At 74.5% G+C, this 23,329-nt stretch carries 14 protein-coding genes and 1 pseudogene; 9 read left to right on the forward strand and 6 right to left on the reverse strand.

Features of this window, described 5'->3' with window-relative positions; genetic code table 11:
- Both K7C98_RS42460 and K7C98_RS42465 read left to right on the forward strand, forming a co-directional pair.
- A complete protein-coding gene (locus K7C98_RS42460) occupies positions 1-3,474 on the forward strand; it encodes a WD40 repeat domain-containing serine/threonine-protein kinase (RefSeq protein ID WP_224197676.1) in 3,474 nt (1,157 codons plus the stop codon).
- A gap of 230 nt (positions 3,475-3,704) precedes the next feature.
- Positions 3,705-4,334, forward strand: coding sequence for a hypothetical protein (locus K7C98_RS42465; protein WP_224197677.1), 630 nt, complete (start codon positions 3,705-3,707; stop codon positions 4,332-4,334).
- Positions 4,335-4,403: 69 nt separating this feature from the next.
- Here K7C98_RS42465 and K7C98_RS42470 read toward each other — a convergent pair whose 3' ends face one another.
- Positions 4,404-5,120, reverse strand: a complete 717-nt coding sequence (locus K7C98_RS42470; RefSeq protein ID WP_224197678.1) for an LCCL domain-containing protein — start codon at positions 5,118-5,120, stop codon at positions 4,404-4,406.
- Between the two features lie 153 nt (positions 5,121-5,273).
- Here K7C98_RS42470 and K7C98_RS42475 point away from each other — a divergent pair, with 153 nt between their 5' ends.
- A complete protein-coding gene (locus K7C98_RS42475) occupies positions 5,274-5,891 on the forward strand; it encodes an RNA polymerase sigma factor (RefSeq protein ID WP_224197679.1) in 618 nt (205 codons plus the stop codon).
- A gap of 35 nt (positions 5,892-5,926) precedes the next feature.
- Here K7C98_RS42475 and K7C98_RS42480 read toward each other — a convergent pair whose 3' ends face one another.
- Positions 5,927-6,847 (reverse strand): ADYC domain-containing protein, encoded by a 921-nt coding sequence (locus K7C98_RS42480; RefSeq protein WP_224197680.1) that lies wholly within the window; start codon positions 6,845-6,847, stop codon positions 5,927-5,929.
- Between the two features lie 143 nt (positions 6,848-6,990).
- Here K7C98_RS42480 and K7C98_RS42485 point away from each other — a divergent pair, with 143 nt between their 5' ends.
- On the forward strand, positions 6,991-10,074 hold the full coding sequence (locus K7C98_RS42485; protein WP_224197681.1) for a protein kinase domain-containing protein: 3,084 nt from the start codon (positions 6,991-6,993) through the stop codon (positions 10,072-10,074).
- Positions 10,075-10,219: 145 nt separating this feature from the next.
- Here the strand turns inward: K7C98_RS42485 and K7C98_RS42490 are convergent, their stop codons facing one another.
- Entirely contained in the window at positions 10,220-10,723 is a 504-nt protein-coding gene (locus tag K7C98_RS42490; RefSeq protein WP_224197682.1) for a hypothetical protein, read from the reverse strand.
- A gap of 241 nt (positions 10,724-10,964) precedes the next feature.
- The gene (locus K7C98_RS42495; RefSeq protein WP_224197683.1) at positions 10,965-11,966 is read right to left on the reverse strand and encodes a hypothetical protein; all 1,002 of its coding nucleotides are present in this window, start codon (positions 11,964-11,966) and stop codon (positions 10,965-10,967) included.
- A 57-nt stretch (positions 11,967-12,023) separates the two neighbouring features.
- Here K7C98_RS42495 and K7C98_RS42500 point away from each other — a divergent pair, with 57 nt between their 5' ends.
- From K7C98_RS42500 to K7C98_RS42510, 3 genes are all read left to right on the forward strand, one after another.
- Positions 12,024-12,608, forward strand: a complete 585-nt coding sequence (locus K7C98_RS42500; RefSeq protein ID WP_224197684.1) for a 3'-5' exonuclease — start codon at positions 12,024-12,026, stop codon at positions 12,606-12,608.
- Between the two features lie 163 nt (positions 12,609-12,771).
- Positions 12,772-14,316, forward strand: coding sequence for an OmpA family protein (locus K7C98_RS42505; protein ID WP_224197685.1), 1,545 nt, complete (start codon positions 12,772-12,774; stop codon positions 14,314-14,316).
- Between the two features lie 514 nt (positions 14,317-14,830).
- On the forward strand, positions 14,831-16,735 hold the full coding sequence (locus K7C98_RS42510; RefSeq protein WP_224197686.1) for an ABC transporter ATP-binding protein: 1,905 nt from the start codon (positions 14,831-14,833) through the stop codon (positions 16,733-16,735).
- Positions 16,736-16,757: 22 nt separating this feature from the next.
- Here the strand turns inward: K7C98_RS42510 and K7C98_RS45585 are convergent.
- A pseudogene (locus K7C98_RS45585) lies at positions 16,758-17,443 on the reverse strand (hypothetical protein); the annotation flags it as partial.
- 681 nt (positions 17,444-18,124) lie between these two features.
- Here K7C98_RS45585 and K7C98_RS42525 point away from each other — a divergent pair.
- A complete protein-coding gene (locus K7C98_RS42525) occupies positions 18,125-18,523 on the forward strand; it encodes an SPW repeat domain-containing protein (RefSeq protein ID WP_224197689.1) in 399 nt (132 codons plus the stop codon).
- Positions 18,524-19,165: 642 nt separating this feature from the next.
- On the opposite strand, the gene K7C98_RS42530 is transcribed toward K7C98_RS42525, so the two are convergent.
- A complete protein-coding gene (locus K7C98_RS42530) occupies positions 19,166-20,707 on the reverse strand; it encodes a ferritin-like domain-containing protein (protein WP_224197690.1) in 1,542 nt (513 codons plus the stop codon).
- Between the two features lie 64 nt (positions 20,708-20,771).
- Here K7C98_RS42530 and K7C98_RS42535 point away from each other — a divergent pair, with 64 nt between their 5' ends.
- Positions 20,772-23,318, forward strand: coding sequence for an FAD-binding protein (locus K7C98_RS42535; protein ID WP_224197691.1), 2,547 nt, complete (start codon positions 20,772-20,774; stop codon positions 23,316-23,318).
- The last annotated feature ends 11 nt before the right edge of the window (positions 23,319-23,329 follow it).

Below are 23,329 nucleotides of genomic sequence, written 5' to 3' on the forward strand. Positions count from 1 at the left end.
ATGTCCGACGACCTGCGGTTCGTCAGCGCCACACCGCCCCGGATCGATCCGGAGCGGCTGGCGCACGCGCTCGCACGGGCTGACCTGAAGGCCAGGTTGTTCGGCGCGCCCAACGAGTCGGAGCGGGTCGGGCGCTTCGCGGTGCTGCGGCGGGTCGGGGCCGGCGGCATGGGGGTCGTCTACGCCGCCTACGACGAGCAGCTCGACCGCCGGATCGCCCTCAAGCTGGTCCACGCCGGTCATCACGACCCGGGCGCGGCGGCCCGCATGCGCCGCGAGGCGCAGGCGCTGGCCAAGCTGTCGCACCCCAACGTGGTCCAGGTCTACGAGGTCGGCGAGGCGCGCGGGCAGGTCTACATCGCCATGGAGTACGTCCAGGGCGAGACGCTGCGGGCGTGGCAGGAGCGCCAGCCGCGGAGCTGGCGCGAGGCGCTGGCGATGTACGTGCAGGCCGGGCGCGGCCTCGCCGCCGCGCACGCGGTCGGGCTGGTCCACCGCGACTTCAAGCCCGAGAACGTGCTGGTCGGCGACGACGGCCGCCCGCGCGTGGTCGACTTCGGGCTGGCGCGGGCGCGGCCCGGGGATGGCGCCGAGAACAGGTCTGAAGAGGCAGGTCCGAAAGAGCATGTCCGATGGGGCATGTCCCGAAGGGCGTCCGAGGAGGCGGCCGCGCTGACGGCCGCCGGCGCGGTGGTCGGGACGCCGGCGTACATGGCCCCCGAGCAGCACGAGGGCGGCGAGGCCGACGCGCGCAGCGACGTGTTCGGCTTCTGCGTGGCGCTGCACGAGGCGCTGCACGGGGCGCGGCCGTTCGCCGGCGAGCGCCGCGAGGACGTGCACGCGGCGATCGTCGCCGGCGCGATCGCCCGCGGCCCGCGCGAGGTGCCGGCGTGGCTGCAGCGCGCGCTCGACCGCGGGCTGGCGGCCGATCCCGCGGCGCGCTGGCCGAGCATGGACGCGCTGCTGGCCGCGCTCGCGCGCGACCCGACGCGGCTGCGCCGGCAGATCGGGCTGGCGCTGCTGCTGCTGGCCGCGCTGGCCGCCGGCGGGCTCTTGCTGTGGCGCCGGGTCGAGGACCGCCACGCCCGCGACGTCGCGGTCCAGCAGGCCCGCGCCGCCGCGACGGCCGCGGACCTCGAGCGCACCCAGGCGGCCGGCGAGTCGCGCCGGCTGGCGGCGGCCGCGGGGCAGCACGCCGGCGACGACCCGGTCCTGCGCCTGCTGCTGGCCGTCGAGGCGGTGACGACCGCGCGCGAGGGCGGCGAGGCGCCGCCTCTCGAGGCCGAGCAGGCGCTGCTCGACGCCCTCGACGGCCCGCGCAGCGACCTGTTCGCCAGGCCAGGCGCGGCGGTGGTCGACGCCCTGGCCGAGAGCCGCGACGGCCGCTGGCTGGCCACCGGCGAGCGCGACGGGGCGGTCGCGCTGTGGTCGACCGCCGATCCGCGGGCGCCCGTCGACATGGCCTTGGGGACAGGCAGCGCGCGGGCCCTGGCGTTCGCGCCCGACGGCGCGGCGCTGGCGATCGCGCGCGCCGAGGGCTCGCCGTGCGTGCACCCGCTGGTCGCGGGCGACCTCGGCGAACCTGTCTCCTGGGACATCACGCTGGCCGACCCGCGCGACCTGGCGTGGAGCGCCCGCGGGGCGCTGGTCGTGCGCGACGGACCGCTCGCCCACGTGCTGCGGCCGCAGCAGCCGCCGCGGACGATCGGCGACGCGGCGGCCGGGCTGCGCCGGGCGGTGTGGAGCCCCGACGGGGCGGCCCTGTTGACGCTCGCGGGCGACGGCGCGCTGAAGTTGTGGCCCGAGACCGGCGGCGCCGCGCGGGCGCTGCGGTTGCCGCCGCCGGCCGCGAAGGGCGCGACGGGCCTGCTGGCGGCCGAGTGGCGCAGCGACGGGGAGGAGATCGTGGTCGCGCGCGCCGATCACAGCGCGGCGATCGTGGCGCTCGACGGGCGCCCGCCGGTGCGGCTGCTCGGGCACACCGACGAGGTCTACGCCGCCGGCTTCTTGCCCGGGGGGCAGCAGGTCGTCACCGTCTCGCGCGACGGCAGCGCGCGGGTGTGGGAGCGCGACGGCAGCAGCGAGCGCGTCGAGCTCCCGGGCCACGAGGAGGCGCTGCTCGGGGTCCAGCTCGGGCCCGATCGCAACCTGCTCCTCGGGACACCCGCGGGCGGCGAGGTGTGGCTGTGGCAGCTCGACGTCCGCGGCCCGCCGCTGCGCCTGCGCGGCCACGCCGGCAGCGTCGTCGCCGCCCGCTTCTCGCACGACGGCGCGCGCGTGCTCTCGGCCTCCGTCGACGGCAGCGCGCGGCGCTGGCGGATCTCCGACGACCCGTGGCTGCTGCGCGGGCACGCGGCCGGGGTCGAGCAGGCCGCGTTCCTCGGCGACGCGCGCACGGTGGTGACCGCCGGCCTCGACGGCGCCGCGCGGGTGTGGCGGCGCGACGGCAGGCCGCCGGCGCGCCTCGGCGGCCACCGCGAGGGCGGCTCGCTGGTGCTCGCGGCCAGCCCCGACGGCGCGCGCCTGCTGTCGGCCGGCAGCGACGGGCGGCTGCGCCTGTGGGCCCTGGACGGCGAGGAACCTGTCCCGACGGCCAGCCTCGCGGCGCCGCGCGGCGCCGCGTTCCTCGACGCCCGCTGGAGCCCGAGCGGCGAGGTGGCCGCGGTCGCCGGCGAGGACGGCCGCGTGCATGTGGTCCGCTTCGCCGCGGTCGGCCCGCCGAGCCTCGACGAGCTGGCGGTCCACGCCGGCGCCGTGCGTGTCCTTGAGTTCATGTCCGATGGGACAGCCCTTGCCAGCGCCGGCGACGACGGCCCGGTGCGGGTCACGCCGCTGCCCGGGTCGGCGATCCGCAAGGCCAGCCTGCAGGGCCACGCCGGCCCGGTCCGCGCCCTGGCGAGCCGCGGCGACCGCCTGGCCAGCGCCGGCGACGACGCGATCGCCCGCGTGTGGTCGCTGACCCGCCCCGAGGCCGCGCCGATCGAGCTGCGCGGGCACGCCGGCTCGATCGCCCAGATCCACCTGCGCCCCGACGGCGGCGCGGCGCTGACCGCCTCGACCGACGGCACCGCGTGCGAGTGGCCGCTCGACGGCGGCGAGCCGGTGGCGCTGCGCGGGCACACCGACGCGGTGTGGGTCGCCGCGTACAGCCCCGACGGCTCCGCCGTGCTCACCGCCTCGGCCGACGGCACCGCCCGCCTGTGGGCCCGCAGCGGCGCGTCGTTCACCGCGCTCAAGCTGCCGCACACGCCCGCGTCCGGGCCCGGCGAGCCCGACCACACGCTGTGGACCGGCGGCTTCTCGCCCGACGGCCGCCTGGTCGTCACCGCCGGGGCCGACGGCCTGGCCCGCGTGTTCCCTGCCACGCTCGCCGGCCGCCTCGCCGAGGGCTGCGCCCGCGCCGGTCGCGACCTCACGCCGGCCGAGTGGGCGCACCACTTCGGCGACCGCGTGTATCGCAAGACATGCTCGTGAAGGCATGTTCTTAAGATCATGTGCGAATAGACATGTTCTTAAGTCGATCGCAGCGACAGGCTCGTGACCGGTCGCGGCCCCGCAGGTCACGAGCAACAAGGCCGACGCCCTCGACGTGACGACGCTGGTCGGCCCCGGACGCGTGCGGGAGCGCCCGCGCCCCGCCGGCGCTTGCAGGCCTGCGCGGCGCTGTAAGCCGGACCGGGGCGGCCGGCGTTCGGGGCCCGACGATGGACACGCGCACCCTCGAGATCTCCCGGCCTTGCCCCGTCGACCTCGACGCCGACCGCAGCGGTCGCCAATTCTTCTGCGATCACTGTCAGAAGGACGTCCACGTCCTCGCCAACTGGACCCGCGCCGAGGCCGAGGCGTTCCTGGCCGCCAACCGCGGCAACTCGGTGTGCGTGTCGCTGCGGCGCGACGCCCGGGGCGAACTGCAGTACGCCGACTCGCCGGCGCCCGCCCGTCCTCCTGCGCTGGTCCCGGTCGCGCGCCTGCGCCGGCGCTGGCTGCCCGAGGTGGCCGCCGCGGCCGGTGTGGCCGCAGCGCTGAGCGCCTGCACCCCACACGGGCCGGTCAAGGGCTCGGAGAAGCTGGAGAGCGACGAGGACATCGTGATGCGCGTGGCCGACGGCGGCATCAACGTGCCCCACCAGATCGCCCCGCCCGCGCCCGAGAGGGTCCTCGAGGGCGAGCTCGCTGCGCCGGAGCCGCGGATCGAGCGCGGCGAGAAGCCCGCGATCGAGCCGCCGCCGCCGGCCCGCCCGCGCGCGCCCAAGAAGGCGCCCAAGGAAGCGCCGGCGCCGAAGGCGGGCAAGGAGCCGCAATGGCAGGAGTTCGACGGCGGCGTCGACCTCTGATGCCAGTGTCGTCGTCTGATTCGTGGCAGGGTCGGGACGCACGATACATGCCGAATCGTGGGACTCTCCCTAGACCCCGCCGCCCGCCAGCAGGCTGACGCCCGCGGCGGCCGCCTCGCAGGCGTTGCCGTACTCCTGGCCGTCGCAGCCGAGCACCGGGTCGTACTCCTGCGTGCACGCGTCGGGCCGCGGGTGGCAGGTGCCGGTGCCGGCGCAGGCGCCCTCGGGCTTGTGACAGTAGTACGGGATGTCGTCGTACGATTTGGGGCTGGGGCCGGGCGAGACCAGGTCGTCGCAGTCGCTGTTGTCGACGCAGCAGGACGTGTCCGCTGCGATCGAGATGCTGCGCGACCACCCGCCCCAGGCCTGGCTCTGGACGCCGTGGCGGAGCGATCCGACGTACTGGCCGAGCCCGGGCGCGAACGTCACGGTGACGACGCCGCCGTCCGGGCCGATCGCCCCCGCGTGCACGGCGGCCCGGCACAGCGATGAATCGTCTGTGTAGAGGTCGGTGCCCCAGACCGTGCCGCCGGCGGTCGCCTCGGCGGTGCACCAGCACGAGAACCAGTCGCCGGGCCCGCCCGTGACGCCATTCGCCTTGTCGGGGCAGACCTCGCAACCGCCGAGCAGCAACTGGTCAGTGACCAAGGCCGGGGCCCTCGCCTCGCCCTCGCGGGCGAGCGCGTCGCTCTCGGCGGACGCGAACGCGCCGTCGTGATCGACGCAGGCCGGGGCGAATGCGAGGAGGAGAGAGGGGAGGGTGGTGCGGACAATGGTGAATGACATACGAACGTCTCTTCGAAAAATGGCGGGTCGCGCCGCTGCGGCGCACCGGAGGAGTCTCGGGACCGGCGGATCAATTGAACTTTTTCTCGCGTCCCGCCGCCGCGCGCGGGAGCGCACGATCGATCGCCGGGCGGGGCTCGCTATACTCCGCGCGTGACCCCCGACGAGCAGTCGCTCCTCGCGGCCTGGCGGGCCGGCGACGTCCAGGCCGGCCAGGCCCTGTTTCGCCGCCACTACGGCGGCCTGTCCCGGTTCTTCCGCAGCAAGGCCGGCGACGCCGCTCACGAGCTGACGCAGGCGACCTTCCTCGCGTGCGTCGAGGGGCGCGCGGCGATCCGCGCCACCTCGAGCTTCCGCGCCTATCTCTACGGCGTCGCCCGCAACATCCTCTACGATCATTACCGCGGCAAGTCGCGCGCGCGCGAGCTGCTCGAGTTCGGCGAGGTCTCGTGCGAGGACCTGTCCCCCGGCCTCGCCGGCGTGCACGCCAGGGAGCAGGAGCTCGAGCTGCTGCTGCGGGCGATGCGACGGATCCCCGTCAACGCCCAGATCTTGCTCGAGCTCTATTACTGGGAGCGCATGACGGCCCGCGAGATCGGCGAGGTCCTCGGCGTGCCCGAGGGCACCGTGCGCACGCGGATCCGCGACGCCAAGCAGCACGTCGAGGCGCAGATCGCCCGGCTCGCGCGCAGCCCCGAGCTGGCGGAGAGCACGGTCATGGGCTTCGACACCTGGGCCGAGCGCCTGCGCCAGCTCGTCGCCCGCGACTGAGCGGCGCGCTGCGTCGGTTCGCGTCGAGGCCGCATTCACGGCAGGCGCGTGATGAACAGCGCGTCCGGGTGATCGACGAAGCCGTTGTCGCCGAGGCAGCCGGGCATGAGCTCCCAGTCGTTGCACCCCGGGAGCCAGCCCGCGCGGCCGGTGTTGAAGCAGAGCAGGCCCTCGGCGCCCCACACGGCCTCGAGCGGGCGATCGCTCGCCTCGGCGCGGATGCCCCAGCGGTCCGCGAGCCGCAGCTCGACCCCGGGCGTCGTGTGTGACACGCCGTCGTAGCAGTAGTCGGCGCGGATGGCCCGGATCGCCACCTCGAACGGCTTGAAGTCGCCCAGGCCGACCGCCAGATCGTAGTACCCGAGCGCCGCGGCCTTGCCGGTCGCCCCGTTGTCGCAGGCGACGTACGTGTTGTCCCGAAGCGGCGCGACGTCGCCGGTCGACTCGTCGAGCGTGAAGCCGGTCAGGAGGCGGGCGTAGATCGGCGGCTCGCCGACGCAGGTGTCGAGGCCGAGCGGGCCGCGGGTGAAGCGGTAATGCGGCCAGCCGTCGATGTCGCGCCGCTCGGCGAGCACCATCGACGACCAGATCAGCCGGTTGAAGGGGAGGAGCTGCCACGTCGAGCCGAGCACCTCGTCTTTCGTGAAGACCGCGCCGTCCTCGCCGACGATGGAGAGCTCGCCCTCGGCGACCGCGAAGCGCTCGGCGATCTCCCCCTCGTGCGTGCGCACGCCGGTGAGGGCGATGCCGAGCTGGTAGTCGCCCATCGGTTGCAGCAGCTCCGAGACCGCCGCGTCGTCGACGATGTTGGTGTTGAAGACCGTCCCCGGGCCGCTGCCGCTGCCGCTGCCGCTGCCGCTGGTCATGCGGAACTCGGCGTCCTCGTCGTCGGGCGCACAGGCGGGGCAGGGCAGGGCGGTGATGGTGAGGCAGGCGACGGCGATCCGGACGTGCATGGTGGCTCTCGCGGGTGGAGTCTCGGCGCCGCGGAATCAATTGCAGAATTTTTCCCGGGCCTCGCCGCGGGCGCTGCCGCGCCGGCCCGTGCGCCCTGCGCGGCTCTTCCGTCGCGCGCGCGGAGGCAAGTACGATCCGGCCGATGCCCGGTCCGCCGACCGCGGAGCCTCCGGGAGCCGCGTCCCAGAGCGCCCCCGACGCGCTCGCGCGCACGCTCGCGGGCGATCCCCCGCCGAGCGTCGACGGCTCGCGGGCCTCGCTGCCCTGTCCCCTGCCTGCGGACGACGACGCGATCGCGATGGCGCTGATGGCCTCGCGCCTGTTCGGCCCCGCGTCGGCGCCGGTCAAGGTCGGTCGCTTCACCGTCATCGACCGCCTCGGGGAGGGCGGCATGGGCGTCGTCTACGCCGCTTACGACGAGCTGCTCGACCGCAAGGTCGCGCTCAAGCTGCTGCACGCCGGCGGCCACGCGGGCGGCGGCGACGACCGCCTGCTGCGCGAGGCCCAGGCGATGGCCCGGCTGTCGCACCCCAACATCGTCTCGGTGTTCGAGGTCGGCAGCTTCGGCGCGCAGCTGTTCATCGCCATGGAGTTCGTGCGCGGCCAGAGCCTCGACGCCTGGCTGCGCGCCGGGGCCCGCGACTGGCGGGACGTCCTGCCCGTGCTGCTGGCGGCCGGGCGCGGGCTCGAGGCGGCCCACCGCGCCGGCATCGTCCATCGCGACTACAAGCCGCACAACACGCTCGTCGGCGCCGACGGCAGCGTCAAGGTCGCCGACTTCGGGCTCGCGCGCGCCAACGCCGAGGCGACGCCGGTCGAGCCGCTGGGCGACGTCTCGAGCGGGCGCCGCCTGCTCGCCGAGCCGCTCACGCGCGCCGGCGCGGTCGTCGGCACGCCGGCCTACATGGCCCCGGAGCAGCACGCCGGGCAGCCCTGCGACGAGCGCAGCGACCAGTTCAGCTACTGCGTCACCGTCTTCCAGGCGCTCCACGGCGTCCTGCCGTTCCCCACCACCTCGCTCGAGGCCTTGCTCGCTGCGGTGGCCGCCGGGCGCGTCGCCGCCCCGCCCGGCGCGACCGTCCCGCCGTGGCTGCGCCGCGCCGTCGTCCGCGGCCTCGCGGCCGACCCGGCCCAGCGCTGGCCGTCGATGGCGGCGCTGCTCGACGCGCTCGCGGCCGACCCCGCGGTCGCGCGCCGCCGTCGCATTCGTCTCGGCCTGTTCGGCGCCGGCCTCGGCCTCCTCGGCCTCGCGGGCGGCCTCTACGCCGACGCCTGGGCCGACGCCTGCCCCGACAGCGCCGCCGAGCTGCGCGGCGTGTGGGACGACGCGCGCCGCGAGCAGCTCGGCGCGGCCCTGCGTGCCACCGGCCTCCCGTTCGCCGCCGCCACCTGGGCCCACCTCGAGCCCAACCTCGCCCGCTACGCCGCCGCGTGGACGGCGATGCACCGCGAGACCTGCGAGGCCCATCGCGCCGGCCGTCAGTCCGACACCCAGTACGACCTGCGCATGCGCTGCCTCGAGCAGCGGCGCACCAGCCTCGCCGCGCTCGCCGACGTGCTCGTCCACGCCGACGCCGCGACCCTCGAGCGGGCCGCCCTGGCCGACAGCGCCCTCCCGCCGGTCGAGCCGTGCGGCGACCTCGAGGCGCTGCTCGCCGACCCGCTGCGCCCGCCCGACGATCCGCAGCTCGCCCCGATCGTCGCCCGCGTCCAGGCCGGCCTCGCCCGCGTGCGCGCGCTCGAGGCCACCGGCCTGCTCGCGCGCGCCGTCGCGGCCGCCGACGAGCTCGCGGCCGACGCCGTCGCCTCGACCCACCGCCCGTTCGTCGCCGAGCTCGCGCTCTACCGCGGTCGCGCCCTCCTCGGCGACCGCCCCGAGGCCGCCGACGAGGCCCTCACGGCCGCCTTCCGCGACGGCCTGGGCAGCGGCCACGACCGCGTCGCCACCGAGGCGCTGGCCCGCCGGATCTTCGTCCGCGGCTACCGCTTCGGCCGCAGCGACGACGCCGCCCGCGACGAGGAGCTCATCCTCCCGCTGCTCGACCGCGTCGGCGACGACGGCCGCCTTCGCGGCGAGTACCTCAACAACATGGGCGCCGCGGCGCTCGGCACCGGCGAGTGGGCCCGCGCCGAGGCGCTGTTCGTCGCCGCCCTGGCCGCCAAGACCGAAGCCTTCGGCCCCGACTCGGGCGAGCTGGTCTACACGCTGGCCAACCTCGGCACCCTGCGCAACGACCTCGATCGCACCGGCGCCGCGATCGACGCCCTGCAGTCGGCGCTGGCCCTGGGCACCCCGGCGTTCGGCGCCGAGCACCCGACCGTCCTGCTCGTGCGCGCCAACCTCGGCCTCGCGCAGCTCAGGCACCGCCGCTTCCACGACGCCGGCGCGACCCTGCGGGCCGTCCGCGACGACGCCGCCGCGCGCCTCGATCCCGACCGCGTCTCGCTCGCCTTCGTCGAGCAGCAGCTGGCCTGGCTCGCGCTCGAGCAGCGCCGCTTCGGCGCCTTTCACGACCACCTCGCCGCCGCCGAGGCCATGCTGCAGGCCACCGGTGGCGACCCGCAGGCGCTCGGCAACATCGAGTCGCTGCGGGCGCGCCTGGCCGCTTTTCGCGGCGACGGCGAGGCGGCGCTGGCCCACCACGCGCGGGCCGACCGGGCGCTCGCCGGCGTCGTCGCCGACGATCACCCGCGCCGGCAGGAGCTCGACATCCTCCTCGCCGACATCCAGCTCGACCTCGGCCGCCTCGACGACGCGCTCGCGCTGGCGACCGCCGTCGCCGGGCGCACCGCGACCGGCCCGCGCCTCGCCGCCGTGCACGCCCAGGCGCGCGAGCGCCAGGCCGTCGCCCTGCGCCGGCTCGGCCGCGCCGACGAGGCGGTCGCCGCCGCCGAGGCCTCGCTGCAGCGCCTCACCGCCGACGTCGCCGAGGACAACCCGCGGATCGCCGTCGTCCTCGCGGTGCTCGCCGCCGCCGAGGCCGCCGCCGGTCGCACCGCGGCGGCGCTCGAGCACCTGGCCCGCGCCGACGCGATCTACGTCCGCTGCAGCGACCCCGACCTCCCCGCGCTCGCCCGCCTCCGCTTCGAGCGCGCCCGCCTGCTCGCCGACGCCCGCCCCGACGAGGCCGCCGCGCTCGCCCGCGAGGCGCTCGCCGTCCTGCGCGCCGCCGGCGAAGGCTTCGCGCCGGAGGCCGACAGCGTGGCCGCCTGGCTCCACGGCTGAGGCGCGTGGCGCTGTTCAGGACATGTTCGGGAGAGCATGTCTATCAAAACATGCCCATGACGACATGTCTATCGCATCATGTCTTCCAGGGCATGCCCGAGCGGTCATGGCCCTGTGGCTGCGGCTGGCCGCCATCTGCCAGTCGTCAGCGCGCGAAGGCGCCGAGCAGCGCGCCGATGGCCGCGCCGAGGCCGAGCACGATCACGAAGCCGAGCATGAACCCGTAGTCAGGGGTGTCGGCCAGGGACAGCAGGGCGACGAAGCCGAGCATGAAGCCGATCGCCGAGGCGAAGCCACGGCTCGGCCGCGCCGCCGAGGCCGCGACGCCCCCGCAAGCCCCCGCGAACGCGGCCAGGGCCAGGACGACGAGCGGCTCGGTGATCTTGAACCAGTTCGTCTTGTCGGTGAGAAGGCCGATCGCCATGAACCCGGCGAGCCCCGCGAGCACCGTCCCGACCAGGCCCCGGGCGACGCGCCACGCCCAGCCGGTCGTCCCCGAGTCGAACACTCCCGCCGTGGCGAGCGCGACGACGGGCAGGCCGAGCAGCATGAGGAAGTAATCCTCCGGCAGACCTTCGCCCGCGAACAGGGCGAGGATCGAGACGATCGCGGCCAGGAACCCGAGGATGAGGGCACGGGGGATCGACATGGCGAGGAGCGTAGGCGAAGACGAGCACCGGCCACAAGCTGCGCTGACGCGAACGCATCTACCGATTGGGCAGCGCCCGAGACGTGCTCCGACGGACGACAGCACGACGCCATGCCGCGATGCTCGAGTCGGGTTGGGATCGGGGTCTTGCAACCTCCCCGCGCTCGTTGTTCGCGCTAAGGACCGCGTCGTCAGCGGCGCGAACGATCGCAGCGACTCGCGCGGCACGAGACGCCGCCGCTCACGACGCGCCGCGCGACGCCTGCTCCTGCCGCTCGACGCGCGCGAGCAGCTCGCCGTCGTCGAGGCGCAGCGCGATCGCGCGGGCGCGGGCGCGGGCCGTCGCGCCCGCGGGCCCGTCCTGCACGCGGGCCACCAGCAGCAGGCCCATCGCGCGCAGCCGCGTGTAGCCGCCGTCGCCCGCGTGCTCGCACGCTCGCCGCGCCAGGGCCAGCGCCTCCTCGCGGCGACCGGCGCGCAAGCAGCCGAACGCCCGCCCCGCGTCGCGGCGGTAGCTGGCGAACGGGTGCACGTCGTCGGCGGGCAGCGACTCGAACAGCGCCAGCGCGGCCGCGTGGTCGCCGGCGCGGTTGAGCTGAAACGCCCGCTGATCGACGAGGCGCGCGCGAAAGCAGGCCGCATCGGCGGCCGCCAGCGTCCCGCTCGCCAGCGTGCGCTCGGCGGCCGCCAGCGCCGCGAGCACCGGCTCCCCGCGCTGGCTCGCCACGTAGGCCTCGATCAGCGCCAGCTCGACGCGCGCGTCGTCGTGGCCGGCGAGGCCGGCGAGCGCCGCCGTGGCTCGCGTCAATTGAATCGCGGCATCGTCGAGCGCGCGGGCCCGCAGGGCGCAGCTGGCGTGCCCGAGGTGCAGCCACACGCGGGCGCGCGAGGTCGACACCGGCGGGCGGTCCCACAGCCGCAGCTGATCGAGGCACAGCGGCAGCGGCAGGTCGCCGAACGGGCTGTGATAGAGGCCCATCCAGCGCACCCGCGACTCGACCGTCGCCGGCACCCCGAACACACGCAGCAGCCGCTGGCCCCACACCCCGCCGTCGAGCTGACCGCGCCGTCGCAGCCGCCGCAGCGCGCGCTCGATCGAGGCCACGTCGTCGCCGGGCGCCTGCTCGACGAGGCGCCACGCCACGGCCGACAGCGTCCCGTGCTCCTCGATCAGCGCCGCCAGCAGGTCGCCCCACGTGAAGCCGGCGGCGTGTCCGGGATCTTGTCCGCTCTCGTCTGCCACGCCCGCACTATACCTGCCCGCGAAAGGAAGCCTTGCCACCAGCGAGCCCCCACGACCATGTCTGAACCCACCACCCGCTACCTCGTCGTCGACCTCGAGGCGACCTGCGACGAGCACCACGCCCTGCCGCGCGAGGACACGGAGATCATCGAGATCGGCGCCGTCCTCGTCGACGGCGCCACGCTGGAGCCGATCGACGAGTTCCAGAGCTTCGTCCGCCCGGTCGTCCATCCGCGGCTGACCCCGTTCTGCACCCAGCTCACCACCATCACCCAGGCCGATGTCGCCCGCGCGCCGACGTTCCGCTTCGTCGCGCCGAAGCTCGCCGCGTTCGGGCAGGGCGCCCTGTTCTGCTCGTGGGGCGGCTACGACCGCAACCAGCTCGAGCGCGACGCCCGGCGGGCCGGCATCCGCGCGCCGCTCGGTCCGCGCCACCTCAACCTCAAGGAGGCGTTCGCGCGCGCGGCCGGCGAGGCCCGCGAGCTCGGCACCCACGGCGCGCTGCGCCGCGTCGGCCTGGCCCCGACCGGCACGCACCACCGCGGCATCGACGACGCGCGGAACATCGCCCGCCTGCTGCCCTGGGCGCTCGGACGCGTCGCCGTCGCGGCCCGGCGCGACCCCGCGAGGAGGCCGCGATGAGCCGCGGGTCGATCCGCTCGTCTCGGCATGCGCGACGCGTCGCGCACCGCCGTCGCCGAGCGGCGCCGTACCCCGGCGTTCCTGAGCCGCGCGAGTTCGTCCGCGAACGATCGTCGCCACGCCGCCGATCGACTCGCGGGGGGTCGGTACTTCACCGGCCGCCATGCCCCACGCCACCGCTCCGCGTCGCTCCCCCGGCCTGCTCGCCGCCGCGCTCGTCGCCGCTCTGCCCGCCGGCGCCGGCGCTCGCCATTCGCTGTCCATGAGTTCAGGTCCTGCGGGACATGTCCAAAACACCACGATCGCGGGCGCCGCCCCGGCACCCGCCGCGGCCGTGACCACGCCCACCCCCGCCGCACCGGCGGCCGGAGCCGCCGCCGCTCGCTGCCAGGACGCGCGCGACGTGCCGTGGATCCGCCGCTGCCGGCCCGAGCGCAACACCGTCGAGATCGGCGCCTTCGCGGGCGTGTTCTTCACCGGCGGCGGCGCGCACGAGCTGTTCGACCCGCACCGCCAGCTCGCCTCGCTGCAAGACGGCGATCCGGGCGCGCAGTTCTTTAAACCCTACCGCGTCGCGGCCCCGCAGTTCGGCGGACGGATCGGCTTTTATCCGCTCGCCTTCCTCGGCGGCGAGGTCGAGGCCGCGGCCATGCCGACGCGCACGCTCGTCGACGGGTACCCGGCCGATCGCGCCGTCCTCTTCAACTTCCGCGGCAACCTGATCGCTCAGCTCCCGTTGTGGCGCGTCGCCCCGTTCGCGCTGGTCGGCGGCGGCGGCCTCGGCACCGGCGGCGCGCTCGGGCGGGACATCGATCCGTCGGTCCACTTCGGCGGCGGCCTCAAGGTGTTCCTCTCGCACCGCGCGCTGCTCCGCCTCGACGTGCGCGACGTCGTCGCCGCGCGTCGTCGCGTCGACGCGGGCGCGGTCAGCTATCCGGAGATCCAGCTCGGCGTGTCGGCGCTGCTCGGGCGCAAGGCCCCGGCGAAGCGGCCCGACAGGGACAGCGACGGCGACGGCTTCCTCGACCGAAGCGACGCCTGCCCGTTCGAGCCCGGGACCGCGCCGGACGGGTGCCCCGAGCGCGACCGCGACGGAGATGGCTTTTTGGACAGCCAGGACGCCTGCCCCGACGTCCCCGGGATCGCGCCGGACGGGTGCCCCGAGCGCGACCGCGACGGAGATGGCTTTTTGGACAGCCAGGACCGCTGCCCCGACGTCCCCGGCGTCGCCCCGCACGGCTGCCCGATCCCCGACAGCGACGGCGACGGCATCCTCGACGACGTCGACCGCTGCGTCGACCGGCCCGAGACCCTCAACGGCTTCGAGGACGCCGACGGCTGCCCCGACGAGCTCCCGGACGACGTCTTCCACGGCGTGATCCGCGGCATCTACTTCGACCTCGACAGGGACACGATCAAGCCGCGGTCGCGCCCGGTGCTCGATCGCGCCGTGAGCGTGCTCGCCAAGTACGGATCGATCCGCATCGAGATCTCCGGCCACACCGACAGCACAGGCGGCCTCGAGTACAACCGCGACCTCTCGCGCCGCCGCGCCGAGTCGGTCCGCCGCTACCTCGTCGAGCACGGCATCGACGGCGCCCGCATGACCACCCGCGGGGCCGGCCCCGACGAGCCGCTCGACACCAACCGCACCGCGGCGGGCCGGGCGAGGAACCGGCGCATCGAGTTCACGATCGTGGTGCAGTGAGGCGCCGATTCGATGTACTGCGCACGTGCGATTCGGGCCCCTGCGGCAGGGGCCGTCGCGCGGGTCCGGCGAGCTGTACAATGATTCGCCTCGCGGGGCGCGCCTCACCGGTGGCACCATTTGACAAAATGGCATGAGCATCACGGCGGGTCGACGCGAGCCGCGCCCTCATTCACATGTCGCGGCGCGACGAGGGTCGGTGGCGCGTCCGCTTGCGGATCGCCGCCCGAGTGCTACGAATCGGCCCGGAGGGAGAGCATCGTGACAGGCGGTTGTTCCTGGAGCGCCCGGGGCGGCGGTCTCCCGTGTTGCGACGGCGAGACATCCGGTGCACGCTCGACGTGCTGCAACCCCCGCATGCATGACGCGATGAAGTACCCGGCGCATCTCGGCGCCCGGGGCCCGGCTGTCCGCTGCCGGTACCCGCAGACCCTTCGGGCCGCGCGCCGGTCGCTCTCCGGGCGTCGGTGGCGGCCACGTGTCGGGCCCACGAGGCTCGTCGCACAGGGCCGACATGGCGACTCATCTCCTCACGGCGGCCGGCGGGCCGCATAGCCGCACCCCCCCCGCCTCCGATGTCCGCGCGGCGCGGCGGAGCTGCTCGCCGCTGCTCCGGCTGCTGGGATACGTCGGGCCGCACCGCAATTACGCCGCGTTGACGGTCTGCTTCGGCGTGCTGGGCTTCGCCCTGTCGTTCGTGTACCCGTGGATCATCGGCACGGCCGTCGACGTGATCGTCGCGCCGCCCGACCCGAACTTTCCGCTCGCGGCGCGCGTGGCGGCGCTGCTCCGGCTGACCGAGCTCGCCGCGCTGACCGCCGTCGGTCACGCCCTCGTCGTCTACGGCCGCGGCCACTTCAACATCTGCCTCGGCTACGGGATCGTCGCCGACATCCGCCGCGAGCTGTTCGACCACCTGCAGAAGCTCAGCCTCCTCTTCTTCACCCGCGAGCGCACCGGGGCGATCCTCGCCCGGGTCGTCCACGACGTCCACGAGGCGGCCTCGCTGATCTACATGGGCCTCATCGTCGCCGCCCTCGACGCCGTGCAGCTGGTGATCGCGGTCGCGCTGCTGCTCTCGATCAGCTGGAAGCTGACGCTCGCGTGCCTGGTCCTGTTCCCGTTCTACGGCCTCGTGTTCGCGGTGATGAACCCGCGGGTCCAGCGGGCCAGCGAGCGCATGCAGGGCCAGCTGACCCGGATCTCCGGCAACCTCGTCGAGCAGCTCTCGGGCCAGGCGCTCGTCAAGACCTACACCGCCGAGCAGCGGGAGGCCGAGCGCTTCGCCGAGGAGGTCGCGCGCCATCACGGGTTCGTGGTCGCGCAGAGCCACGAGGGTCACCTCGTCGCCTCGTTCGGCGAGGTCCTCGTCCACATCGGCACCACCCTCGTCGTCGGCTACGGCGGCTGGCTCGCGCTCCACGGCGAGATGACCGCGGGCACGCTGACCCGCTTCCTCGGCTACCTCCTCATCATGTTCGGCCCGGTGCGCCGCTTCGCCGAGCTCAACATCGTCTATCAGACCAGCATCTCGGCGATCCGCCGCGTGTTCCGCGTGCTCGAGATCCAGCCGAGCGTCGTCGAGCCGGCCCGGCCGCACGCGGTCGCGCCGCGGCGCGGCCACGTCCGCTTCGAAGCCGTCAGCTTCCGCTACAGCCAGGACAGCGACGAGACGCGCGTACGCCTCGACGACGACCGCGAGGCCGGCACCACGAGCGCCGCCGCCGACGACGCGCCGTGCGTGCTCGACCGCGTCACGCTCGAGGCCTGGCCCGGCGAGCTGATCGCCGTCGTCGGCCCGTCCGGCGCCGGCAAGACGACGCTGCTGTCGCTGCTGCCGCGCCTCTACGACGTCACCTCCGGCGGCCTGCTGATCGACGGGATCGACGTCCGCGACTACTCACTGACCGCGCTGCGCGCCGCGATCGGCATCGTGCAACAGGAGTCGTTCATCTTCACCGGCACCGTCCGCGAGAACATCGCCTACGGCCGCCCGGGCGCGACCGACGAGGAGGTCGAGGCGGCCGCGCGGGCAGCCCACGCCCACGAGTTCATCACCGGCTTCAGCCACGGCTACGACACGCGGCTCGGCGAGCGCGGCGTCAACCTCTCGGGCGGCCAGCGCCAGCGGCTCTCGATCGCCCGGGCGATCCTCAAGGACCCGCGGATCCTCATCCTCGACGAGGCGACCAGCTCGCTCGACGCCGAGAGCGAGGCGATCGTCCAGCGAGCCCTCGAGGTCCTCATGCGCTCGCGGACCTGCTTCGTCATCGCCCATCGCCTCAGCACGATCCGCAAGGCCGACCGGATCTTCGTCCTCGACGCCGGCCGCGTCGTCGAGAGCGGCACGCACCACGAGCTGCTCGCCCGCAACGGCGCCTACACCCGACTCGTCCGCCACCAGGCCGCCGTCGAGTGATGCGAAATGCCCGCGCTCGGCTTCATGCAACGGCTGCGGCGAAGGCCGTGAACAAGTCGCCGGGTAGCGGGTAGTGCAGGCGCCACGTGACGGCCATCGGCGTCTCGGACTCGTGGCTCGCCCAATAGACACCTGTCTGCCAGGGACTGACTTTGGCCGCGGCGCCGATCCCGAAGGCCGCGAGGAGCTCGATGCGTGTGTATCGGGCATGGACCTGGAGCGGGACGTCCGGGTGCGTATCGTGGCGGTGGTGCAGGTGCTCGACGCGATCGGCGAGCACCGCGAGCAGCTCGCGCAGTTCGGCCAGGACCTGCGGGTGTTGCCATAGAAGGCGACATGCCTCCGCGAGTGTCGTGGATCTGTCGATGACCTGATCGGTCATGGCCGCGTCGAGCATTCGCAATTGTCGGCGCTCTCGCTCGGTCGTCCCTCCGAGCTGCGGCGGATCAGGACAATCTCGGCGGCGATCGGATCGAGCTCCATGTGGCAGCCGGCGGGGAGGAACGGGAAGCCGCGCTCGATCTGCTGCACGAGGTCGCGGCGGGTACCGCCCAGGAGGGCCTGGAAGCGGCGATCGAAGCGGAACTCGGCGCGGTGGCGGCCGACGAAGTCCAGGACGGTACAGGCCTCCTTGCCGTAGCTGCGCCGCAGACCGCGGCCGAGTTGTTGCAGGAAGGGCGTCGGGCTGTCCGTCGGACGGAGGAAGAGGTGTTCGCCACGCTCGTCCGCGCCGGCAAGGCGCCGGTCGAGTTCGTGCGCTACCCCGGAGGTGACCACCATCTCGCGGAGCAGGGCTCGCCGTCCCACCGCACCGACTACGTCCGACGTATCGTCGAATGGGTCGAGCGGTGGACGGCCCGCGATTCATAGCGCGCCGGCGGCACGCGGTGATCAGAGCCGTGTCAGCGCGCCAATGCGTGCTCGAGCTCGCCGCGCGCCGCGACCTCAGCGTGGCCTTGAGCAGCGGCTGACCGAGGCTGCGTGCAAGTTCTCGTGCGCGAGCGCCCGGCGGCGTTCGGCCGCGAGTTCGGAGTGGCCGAGGGCCTCGGCGAGCGAGGCGAGCAGGTCCCTGCCGGCGACCTCACGCGCCCGCGTGAACGCGGCGCTCGGCCTGGCCCAGACGATTTCCCGCCGTGCGTCGGCGCCATCACGCTCGGGATGGTCGGGCGACCGTGAGCCCGGATCATCGGGCCCGCGCCCTGGGGATTGCCCTCGCGTGGCCACTCTTGAGGAAATTTTGCCGTTATCTCCCCTTGTTGGCGGTGGGATCTGACTCATCATCAATTCACCGATAAGGCGAGCACTGCGCGCGCCAGGTGCTCGACGAATTGGCGGCGGTGCCCGCAACCCGCGTCTCGAGGTCTCGACAGGACCAGACTGGAGCATCCCATGAGATTCGTCCCCCCTCGTGTGCACGGCGTCCTCGACTATCTGTTCGCCGGGCTCTTCATCGTCGCGCCGTTCTGGTTCGGCTTCGTCAGCCGCGTGGCGCAGCTCAGCTCGTTCGCGTTCGGCGGCGCGATCCTGTTGCTCTCCCTCCTGACCCGTTATCCCCTCGGGGTGTTGCGCGTGATCCCGTTCCCCGTCCACGGCGGAATCGAGCTCGTGTCCTCTGTGGCGTTGATCGCGCTGCCCTGGCTCGGCCGCTTCGGGGACACCCCCGTGGCCCGCAACTTCTTCGTGGCCACCGGCGTCATCCTCTTCGGCCTGTGGCTGACGACCGACTACAAGGCAGCGGAGCAGGACCAGGCCGGTGCATGGCGACGAGGCCTCCACGGCCGGGCCTGACGACGACTCGCGGCGCGACGTCTCGATCGATATCGATCGAGGTCCGAGGATCGTCGCGAGGATCGCCGGACGACCCGCTGCAGGCGGGTTTACTGCTGTTCGGGTTCCGAGAGCTACCACTGGTCGTCTTGATCGGGGTTGCGCCGCTCTCGCATTCGCTCGTCCTCTTGCTCGTCGCGCTCGTCATACTCGTCTTGATAGCGTCTGTTCCTCCTGTGCTCGCGCTCGCGTTCCTCGGCGCTCCGGCTCGGACGCTGGTGCTCACCTCGATCTTTAGGGCCGTCGGGCTCCGGCATTGCTCCTCCTCCTCGAGCCCCCATCATGAGAGCGAGCGGCATGTGCCGACAAGCACAGCAACGTATCAAATTAGCGTCATGGGTGATTCCGGGGCGGAGCACAGACCACCGCAGGCAGGCACCTGGGAAAGGCCCTGTACCACGACCTGGCGTAGGAGGTCGGCGACGACGACGGCGCTCGGAAATCCTGTGAATCGGGCGAGACGCCGAGGCGGTGAGGTCATCGCGGAGTGCGCGGGCTCGCGAGCCGCACCGGCGGACTGCGTGAGGCGTCCCGTGCAAACCGGCGCGCGCCGACGCGAGCGGTGTGGTGAATCGATGGCGGACCCGCGGTGACGTGATTCGTTCAGGCGGCGCACAGCTTGGCGGCGGCGGGGCGGACCAGGCCGTCGAGCCCGCGGCGCCACACGGCGGCGCGCAGCGGGTCGTCGACGACGCCGTGGCCGCGCAGCTCCGGGTCACCGGGCCGATCGGACATGTCCCGAACGGCAGCCTCGGCGCCGGCCAGGGCCGCGGCGAAGGCGGCCTCCGCTCGCCGGCGATCGGCGCCGGCCTCGCCGAGGGCCCACTGGACGAAGCGCCAGCCCAGCTCGGCGTGGCGCTGCTCGTCGGCGGCGATCCGCGCCAGGAGACGCGCCAGGGCCGGGTCCTCGGCCTGCGCGGCGGCCTCGCGCAGCTCCAGACCGGCGAGCGTCTCGGCGACGCAGGCCTCGGCGATCACGGCGGCCACGATGGCGTCGACGTCGCCGGCGATCGCCGGGGCGCCGATCGGCAGGGTGCCCGGGCCGACACCTGTCCCTTCATACAGGCTGGCGAGGGCGAAGGCGATCCGCGCGTGCTCGACCTCGTCGGCGAGCGCCCGCTGGGCGTCGCTCACCAGGGCAGGCGGGGCGCCGACGGCCAGCAGCTGCAGGACGAAGCCGGCGAACGAGGCCACGGAGGCGTGCTCGGCCAGGGCGATCGCGGTCCAGTGGGCGCGCAGGCGGGCTCGCAGCGCGGGCGCGGCGGCAGGCGCGGCGACGAGGGCGCGCCAGTCGTCGCGCGCGACCGCGGGCGCGGTGACCGGGGCTGCGTCGACGATGAAGGGGCGGCCGCACGCCCAGGTGTTGCAGGTGAACTTGCCCTCTTCGATGACGCACATGTCGCCGTTGCAGTCGGTCTCGCTGTCGCACCCGTCCATCGGCGAGGTGCAGAGGGCCTCGATCAAGCCGTCGGAGCACACGGCACCGGCGACGCCGCACATCTCGCCCGGGCAGTCGCTGTCGACCGTGCACCCCGCGGGGATGCAGCGGGCCGTGTTGCCGAGCTCCGGGCCGGCGCAGCGGCAGATCTGTCCTTCGGGGCAGTCGGCGTCGGTGCTGCAGCCGTACTCGCACGTGCACAGCACGTCGCTGCCGCCGCCGCCGGTGTCGGTGTCGGTCGCGGCCACGCCGCCGAATTCGATGATCCGCTGGCACGAGCCGAACGGCTTCTCGGTGCAGTCGTCGCTGCTGAGGCACCCGTCCGGCGAGGCGTCGGCCGGGCAGTTCGAGGGCACGGCCGGGACCAGGCACTCGCGCTTCTCGACCCGGTGGATGACGCCGTCGTCGCAGCGCACGAGGCCCGAGGGCACGGGCGGGTCGACGTGACCCTGCATCAATTCGGCGAGCTCGCCGGCGCACGCGGCGGGATCGCCGGTCGTCGGTGCGGTGCTGCTCGTCGGTGCGGTGCCGTTCGTGGTCGCGGTCGTGCCGCTCGTGGTCGCGGTCGTGCCGCTCGTGCTCGCGCTCGTGTCGGTGGTGGGCTCGCCGGTCGAGTCGGTCTCGCCCTTGCTCGGTCCGCAGGCGGCGATCCATCCGAGGGCGGCGAACAGGGGCGCGAGGTCGAGGCGCGAGCGCAGAGAGAGCATGCTCCCAGGACAGCGGGCCACGTCGCGCCCGTCAAGCCCGCGCAGGTGCGTTAGCATGCGCGGCGTGGGCGAGCTGTGGCGAGCGCTGGCGGCCTGGCGATCGATCGTCGGGGACGCGCACGTGCTGGCCGACCCGGCGGCCCGTCGCGCCGCCGCGCGCGCGACGTTCTCGACCACGCACGCGCCCTCGTGCATCGTCCGGCCTGGGACGCTCGCGGAGCTGCAGGCGTGCGTGCGCGCGGCGGCGGCGGCGGGCGTGCCGGTGTATCCGAGCAGCCGCGGGCGCAACCTCGGCTACGGATCGCGCGTGCCGACCCGCGACGGCGCGGCGATCCTCGACCTCGCCCGCCTCGACGCGATCGCCGCTCTCGACCTCGATCTCGGGACGGTCTCGATCGAGCCGGGGGTCACGTTCGCGGCGCTGGGCGAGCGCCTGCGCGGATCCGGCTTCACGATCGCGCGCACCGGCGCCCCGCCCGACGCGAGCGTGCTCGCCAACGGCCTCGAGCGCGGGATCGGCCGCGGACGCCACGGCACCCGCGCGGATCGCCTGTGCGGGCTCCACGTCGTCCTCGCCGACGGCTCGCTGCTGCGCACCGGCTTCGACCGCGAGCCGGCGGCCCGCTGCCGCGGCCTGTCGCGGTTCGGGCTCGGACCTGGCCTCGACGGCATGTTCTTTCAGTCACGCCTCGGCGTGGTCGCGCGCGCGACGCTGTGGCTGACCCCGCGGCCGGCGTGGTCGCAGGCGCTGCGCTTCACCCTCGATCGCCGCGAGCGGCTGGCCGCCGTGATCGACGCCCTGCGCCCGCTCAAGCTGGCCGACGCGCTGCCGCACACGATCTCGCTGTACAACGACCGCCGCCTGCTGACGCTGGCCGGGCGGCGGCCCGACTGTCCCGAAGGCCAGGCGCTGAGCCAGGCCGCGGTCGACCGCCACAACCCGGCCGGCCCGCGCGCGCGCTGGCTCGGGCAGCTCGTGATCGACGGGCCCGACGCGGCGGTCGGGGCGGCGACGCTGGCGCTGGTGGAGGCATGTCTGAAGGGACATGTCGACGGGCTGTCCGCCCGCAGCCGCGGCGAACCCGAGGCGCTGGCCGGCGCCGGCGCGCTGGCGCGGCTGTACTGGGCGCGCGGCGAGCCGCCGGCGCTGCCGGACCCGCTGGCCGACGAGTGCGGGCTGTTGTGGTGCGCGCCGGTGGTCCCGGCCCGCGGAGCCGAGCTGGCGGCGACGATCGCCTGGCTCGAAGACCAGGTGCTCGCGCACGGCTTCGATCCGGCCGTCAGCGTGCAGTGGGCCGAGCCGCGGGTGATCCACGTGGTGCTGGCGCTGCTGTTCGACCGCCGGCGCGCCGGCGAGGACGCGCGCGCGCTCGCCTGCCACGACGCGGTGCTGCGCGGGCTGGCGGCCCGCGGCCTGCTGCCGTACCGCCTCGGCCTGCCGTCGATGCACCTGTCCCGCGGGACCGATCCGGTGTACGCCGCGACCCTGGCCAAGATCCGGCGCGCGCTCGACCCGGCCGACATCCTCGCCCCCGGGCGTTACGACGGGGCGGAGCCGGGAGAGATGTCCGAAGGGACAGGCGGTGAATTCGTCGCTGCCGCGATCTCGATCGCGGGCGACGAACTCAAGGAGATGGCCGAAGGGGCAGGCGATGCATTGGCCGCCGACGCGATCTCGCGGGCGGCCGCGGCCAGCGGAGATCTCCGGGCGGGATTCCTCTCGGGGGCCGCGGGAGACGTGCCGGCGAATGTCGTGACCCCGGCCGGACCCGCACGTCGCTGGCAGTTCGGCCGCGTCGAGTTGACATCCGCGGAGATCGAGCTGCGCGGGCGGCTCGGCGAGTCGCTCGTGAGCGTCGTGGCGAGCATGCCGGCGCCGCTGCGCGCGGGGGCGACGGCGTTCCTCGACGCCGAGGCGCGCGGGCGCGGGCCCGCGGCGGTCCTGCGCAAGTTCCCGCCGCCGTTGTGGTCGTACCTCCTTCTGTTCGGCGAGGCGCTCGGGGCCGAGCTGGCCGCCGAGGCCGGGCTCGGGCAGTCGCTGGCGCTGCTGCTGCACCTGCTCGACGATCACCTGTGCGACGGCCAGCTCCGCTGCGAGCCGGCGCTGCTGCAGCTGCGCACGCGCGCCTGGTCGCGCTTCGAGGGATCGATCGCCCGCCTGGCCGCGGGCCTCGCCGGCGCCGAGGCGTTCGCGTCGCTGCAGATCGATCGCCACTTCGCCGCGGTCGATCGCGCGCGCGGTGCCATCGAGCTCGAAGCCGCGCTGGTCGGCGCGCGCGGCGAGATGGCGACGTGGCTGATCGTGCCGGGCCTCTGTGCCTGGCGCGCGGGCGGGCTCGCGGCGCGGGACGTCCTCGTCGGCGCGCTCGAGCGATTGTTCGTCGCCTGGCGGATCGTCGACGACCTCGACGACGTCGCCGACGACGCCCGACGCGGCGCGGTGAACCTCGTCCTCGCCGGCTCGAACGGTGATCGCGCCGCCGCCGACACCCTGGCCGCGCGGGCCCGCCACGAGCTCGCCTGCGCCGCTGCAGAGGCAGACGCTCACGGGTGGTCGCGGCTCGGCGCGCAGTTCCTCGCGCTCGCGCGACCGCTCGTCGCGGCGACGTAGGCGCGTTGTCG

This window comes from Nannocystis pusilla (assembly GCF_020073745.1).
Classification (GTDB): Bacteria; Myxococcota_A; Polyangia; order Nannocystales; family Nannocystaceae; genus Nannocystis; species Nannocystis radixulma.

Excerpts from the sequence above, each read along its gene's own strand:
- K7C98_RS42460 (WP_224197676.1), top strand. The coding sequence starts at position 1 with ATGTCCGACGACCTGCGGTTCGTCAGCGCCACACCGCCCCGGATCGAT.
- K7C98_RS42465 (WP_224197677.1), top strand. The coding sequence starts at position 3,705 with ATGGACACGCGCACCCTCGAGATCTCCCGGCCTTGCCCCGTCGACCTC.
- K7C98_RS42470 (WP_224197678.1), bottom strand. The coding sequence starts at position 5,120 with ATGTCATTCACCATTGTCCGCACCACCCTCCCCTCTCTCCTCCTCGCA.
- K7C98_RS42480 (WP_224197680.1), bottom strand. The coding sequence starts at position 6,847 with ATGCACGTCCGGATCGCCGTCGCCTGCCTCACCATCACCGCCCTGCCC.
- K7C98_RS42485 (WP_224197681.1), top strand. The coding sequence starts at position 6,991 with ATGCCCGGTCCGCCGACCGCGGAGCCTCCGGGAGCCGCGTCCCAGAGC.
- K7C98_RS42490 (WP_224197682.1), bottom strand. The coding sequence starts at position 10,723 with ATGTCGATCCCCCGTGCCCTCATCCTCGGGTTCCTGGCCGCGATCGTC.
- K7C98_RS42500 (WP_224197684.1), top strand. The coding sequence starts at position 12,024 with ATGTCTGAACCCACCACCCGCTACCTCGTCGTCGACCTCGAGGCGACC.
- K7C98_RS42505 (WP_224197685.1), top strand. The coding sequence starts at position 12,772 with ATGCCCCACGCCACCGCTCCGCGTCGCTCCCCCGGCCTGCTCGCCGCC.
- K7C98_RS42510 (WP_224197686.1), top strand. The coding sequence starts at position 14,831 with ATGGCGACTCATCTCCTCACGGCGGCCGGCGGGCCGCATAGCCGCACC.
- K7C98_RS42525 (WP_224197689.1), top strand. The coding sequence starts at position 18,125 with ATGAGATTCGTCCCCCCTCGTGTGCACGGCGTCCTCGACTATCTGTTC.
- K7C98_RS42530 (WP_224197690.1), bottom strand. The coding sequence starts at position 20,707 with ATGCTCTCTCTGCGCTCGCGCCTCGACCTCGCGCCCCTGTTCGCCGCC.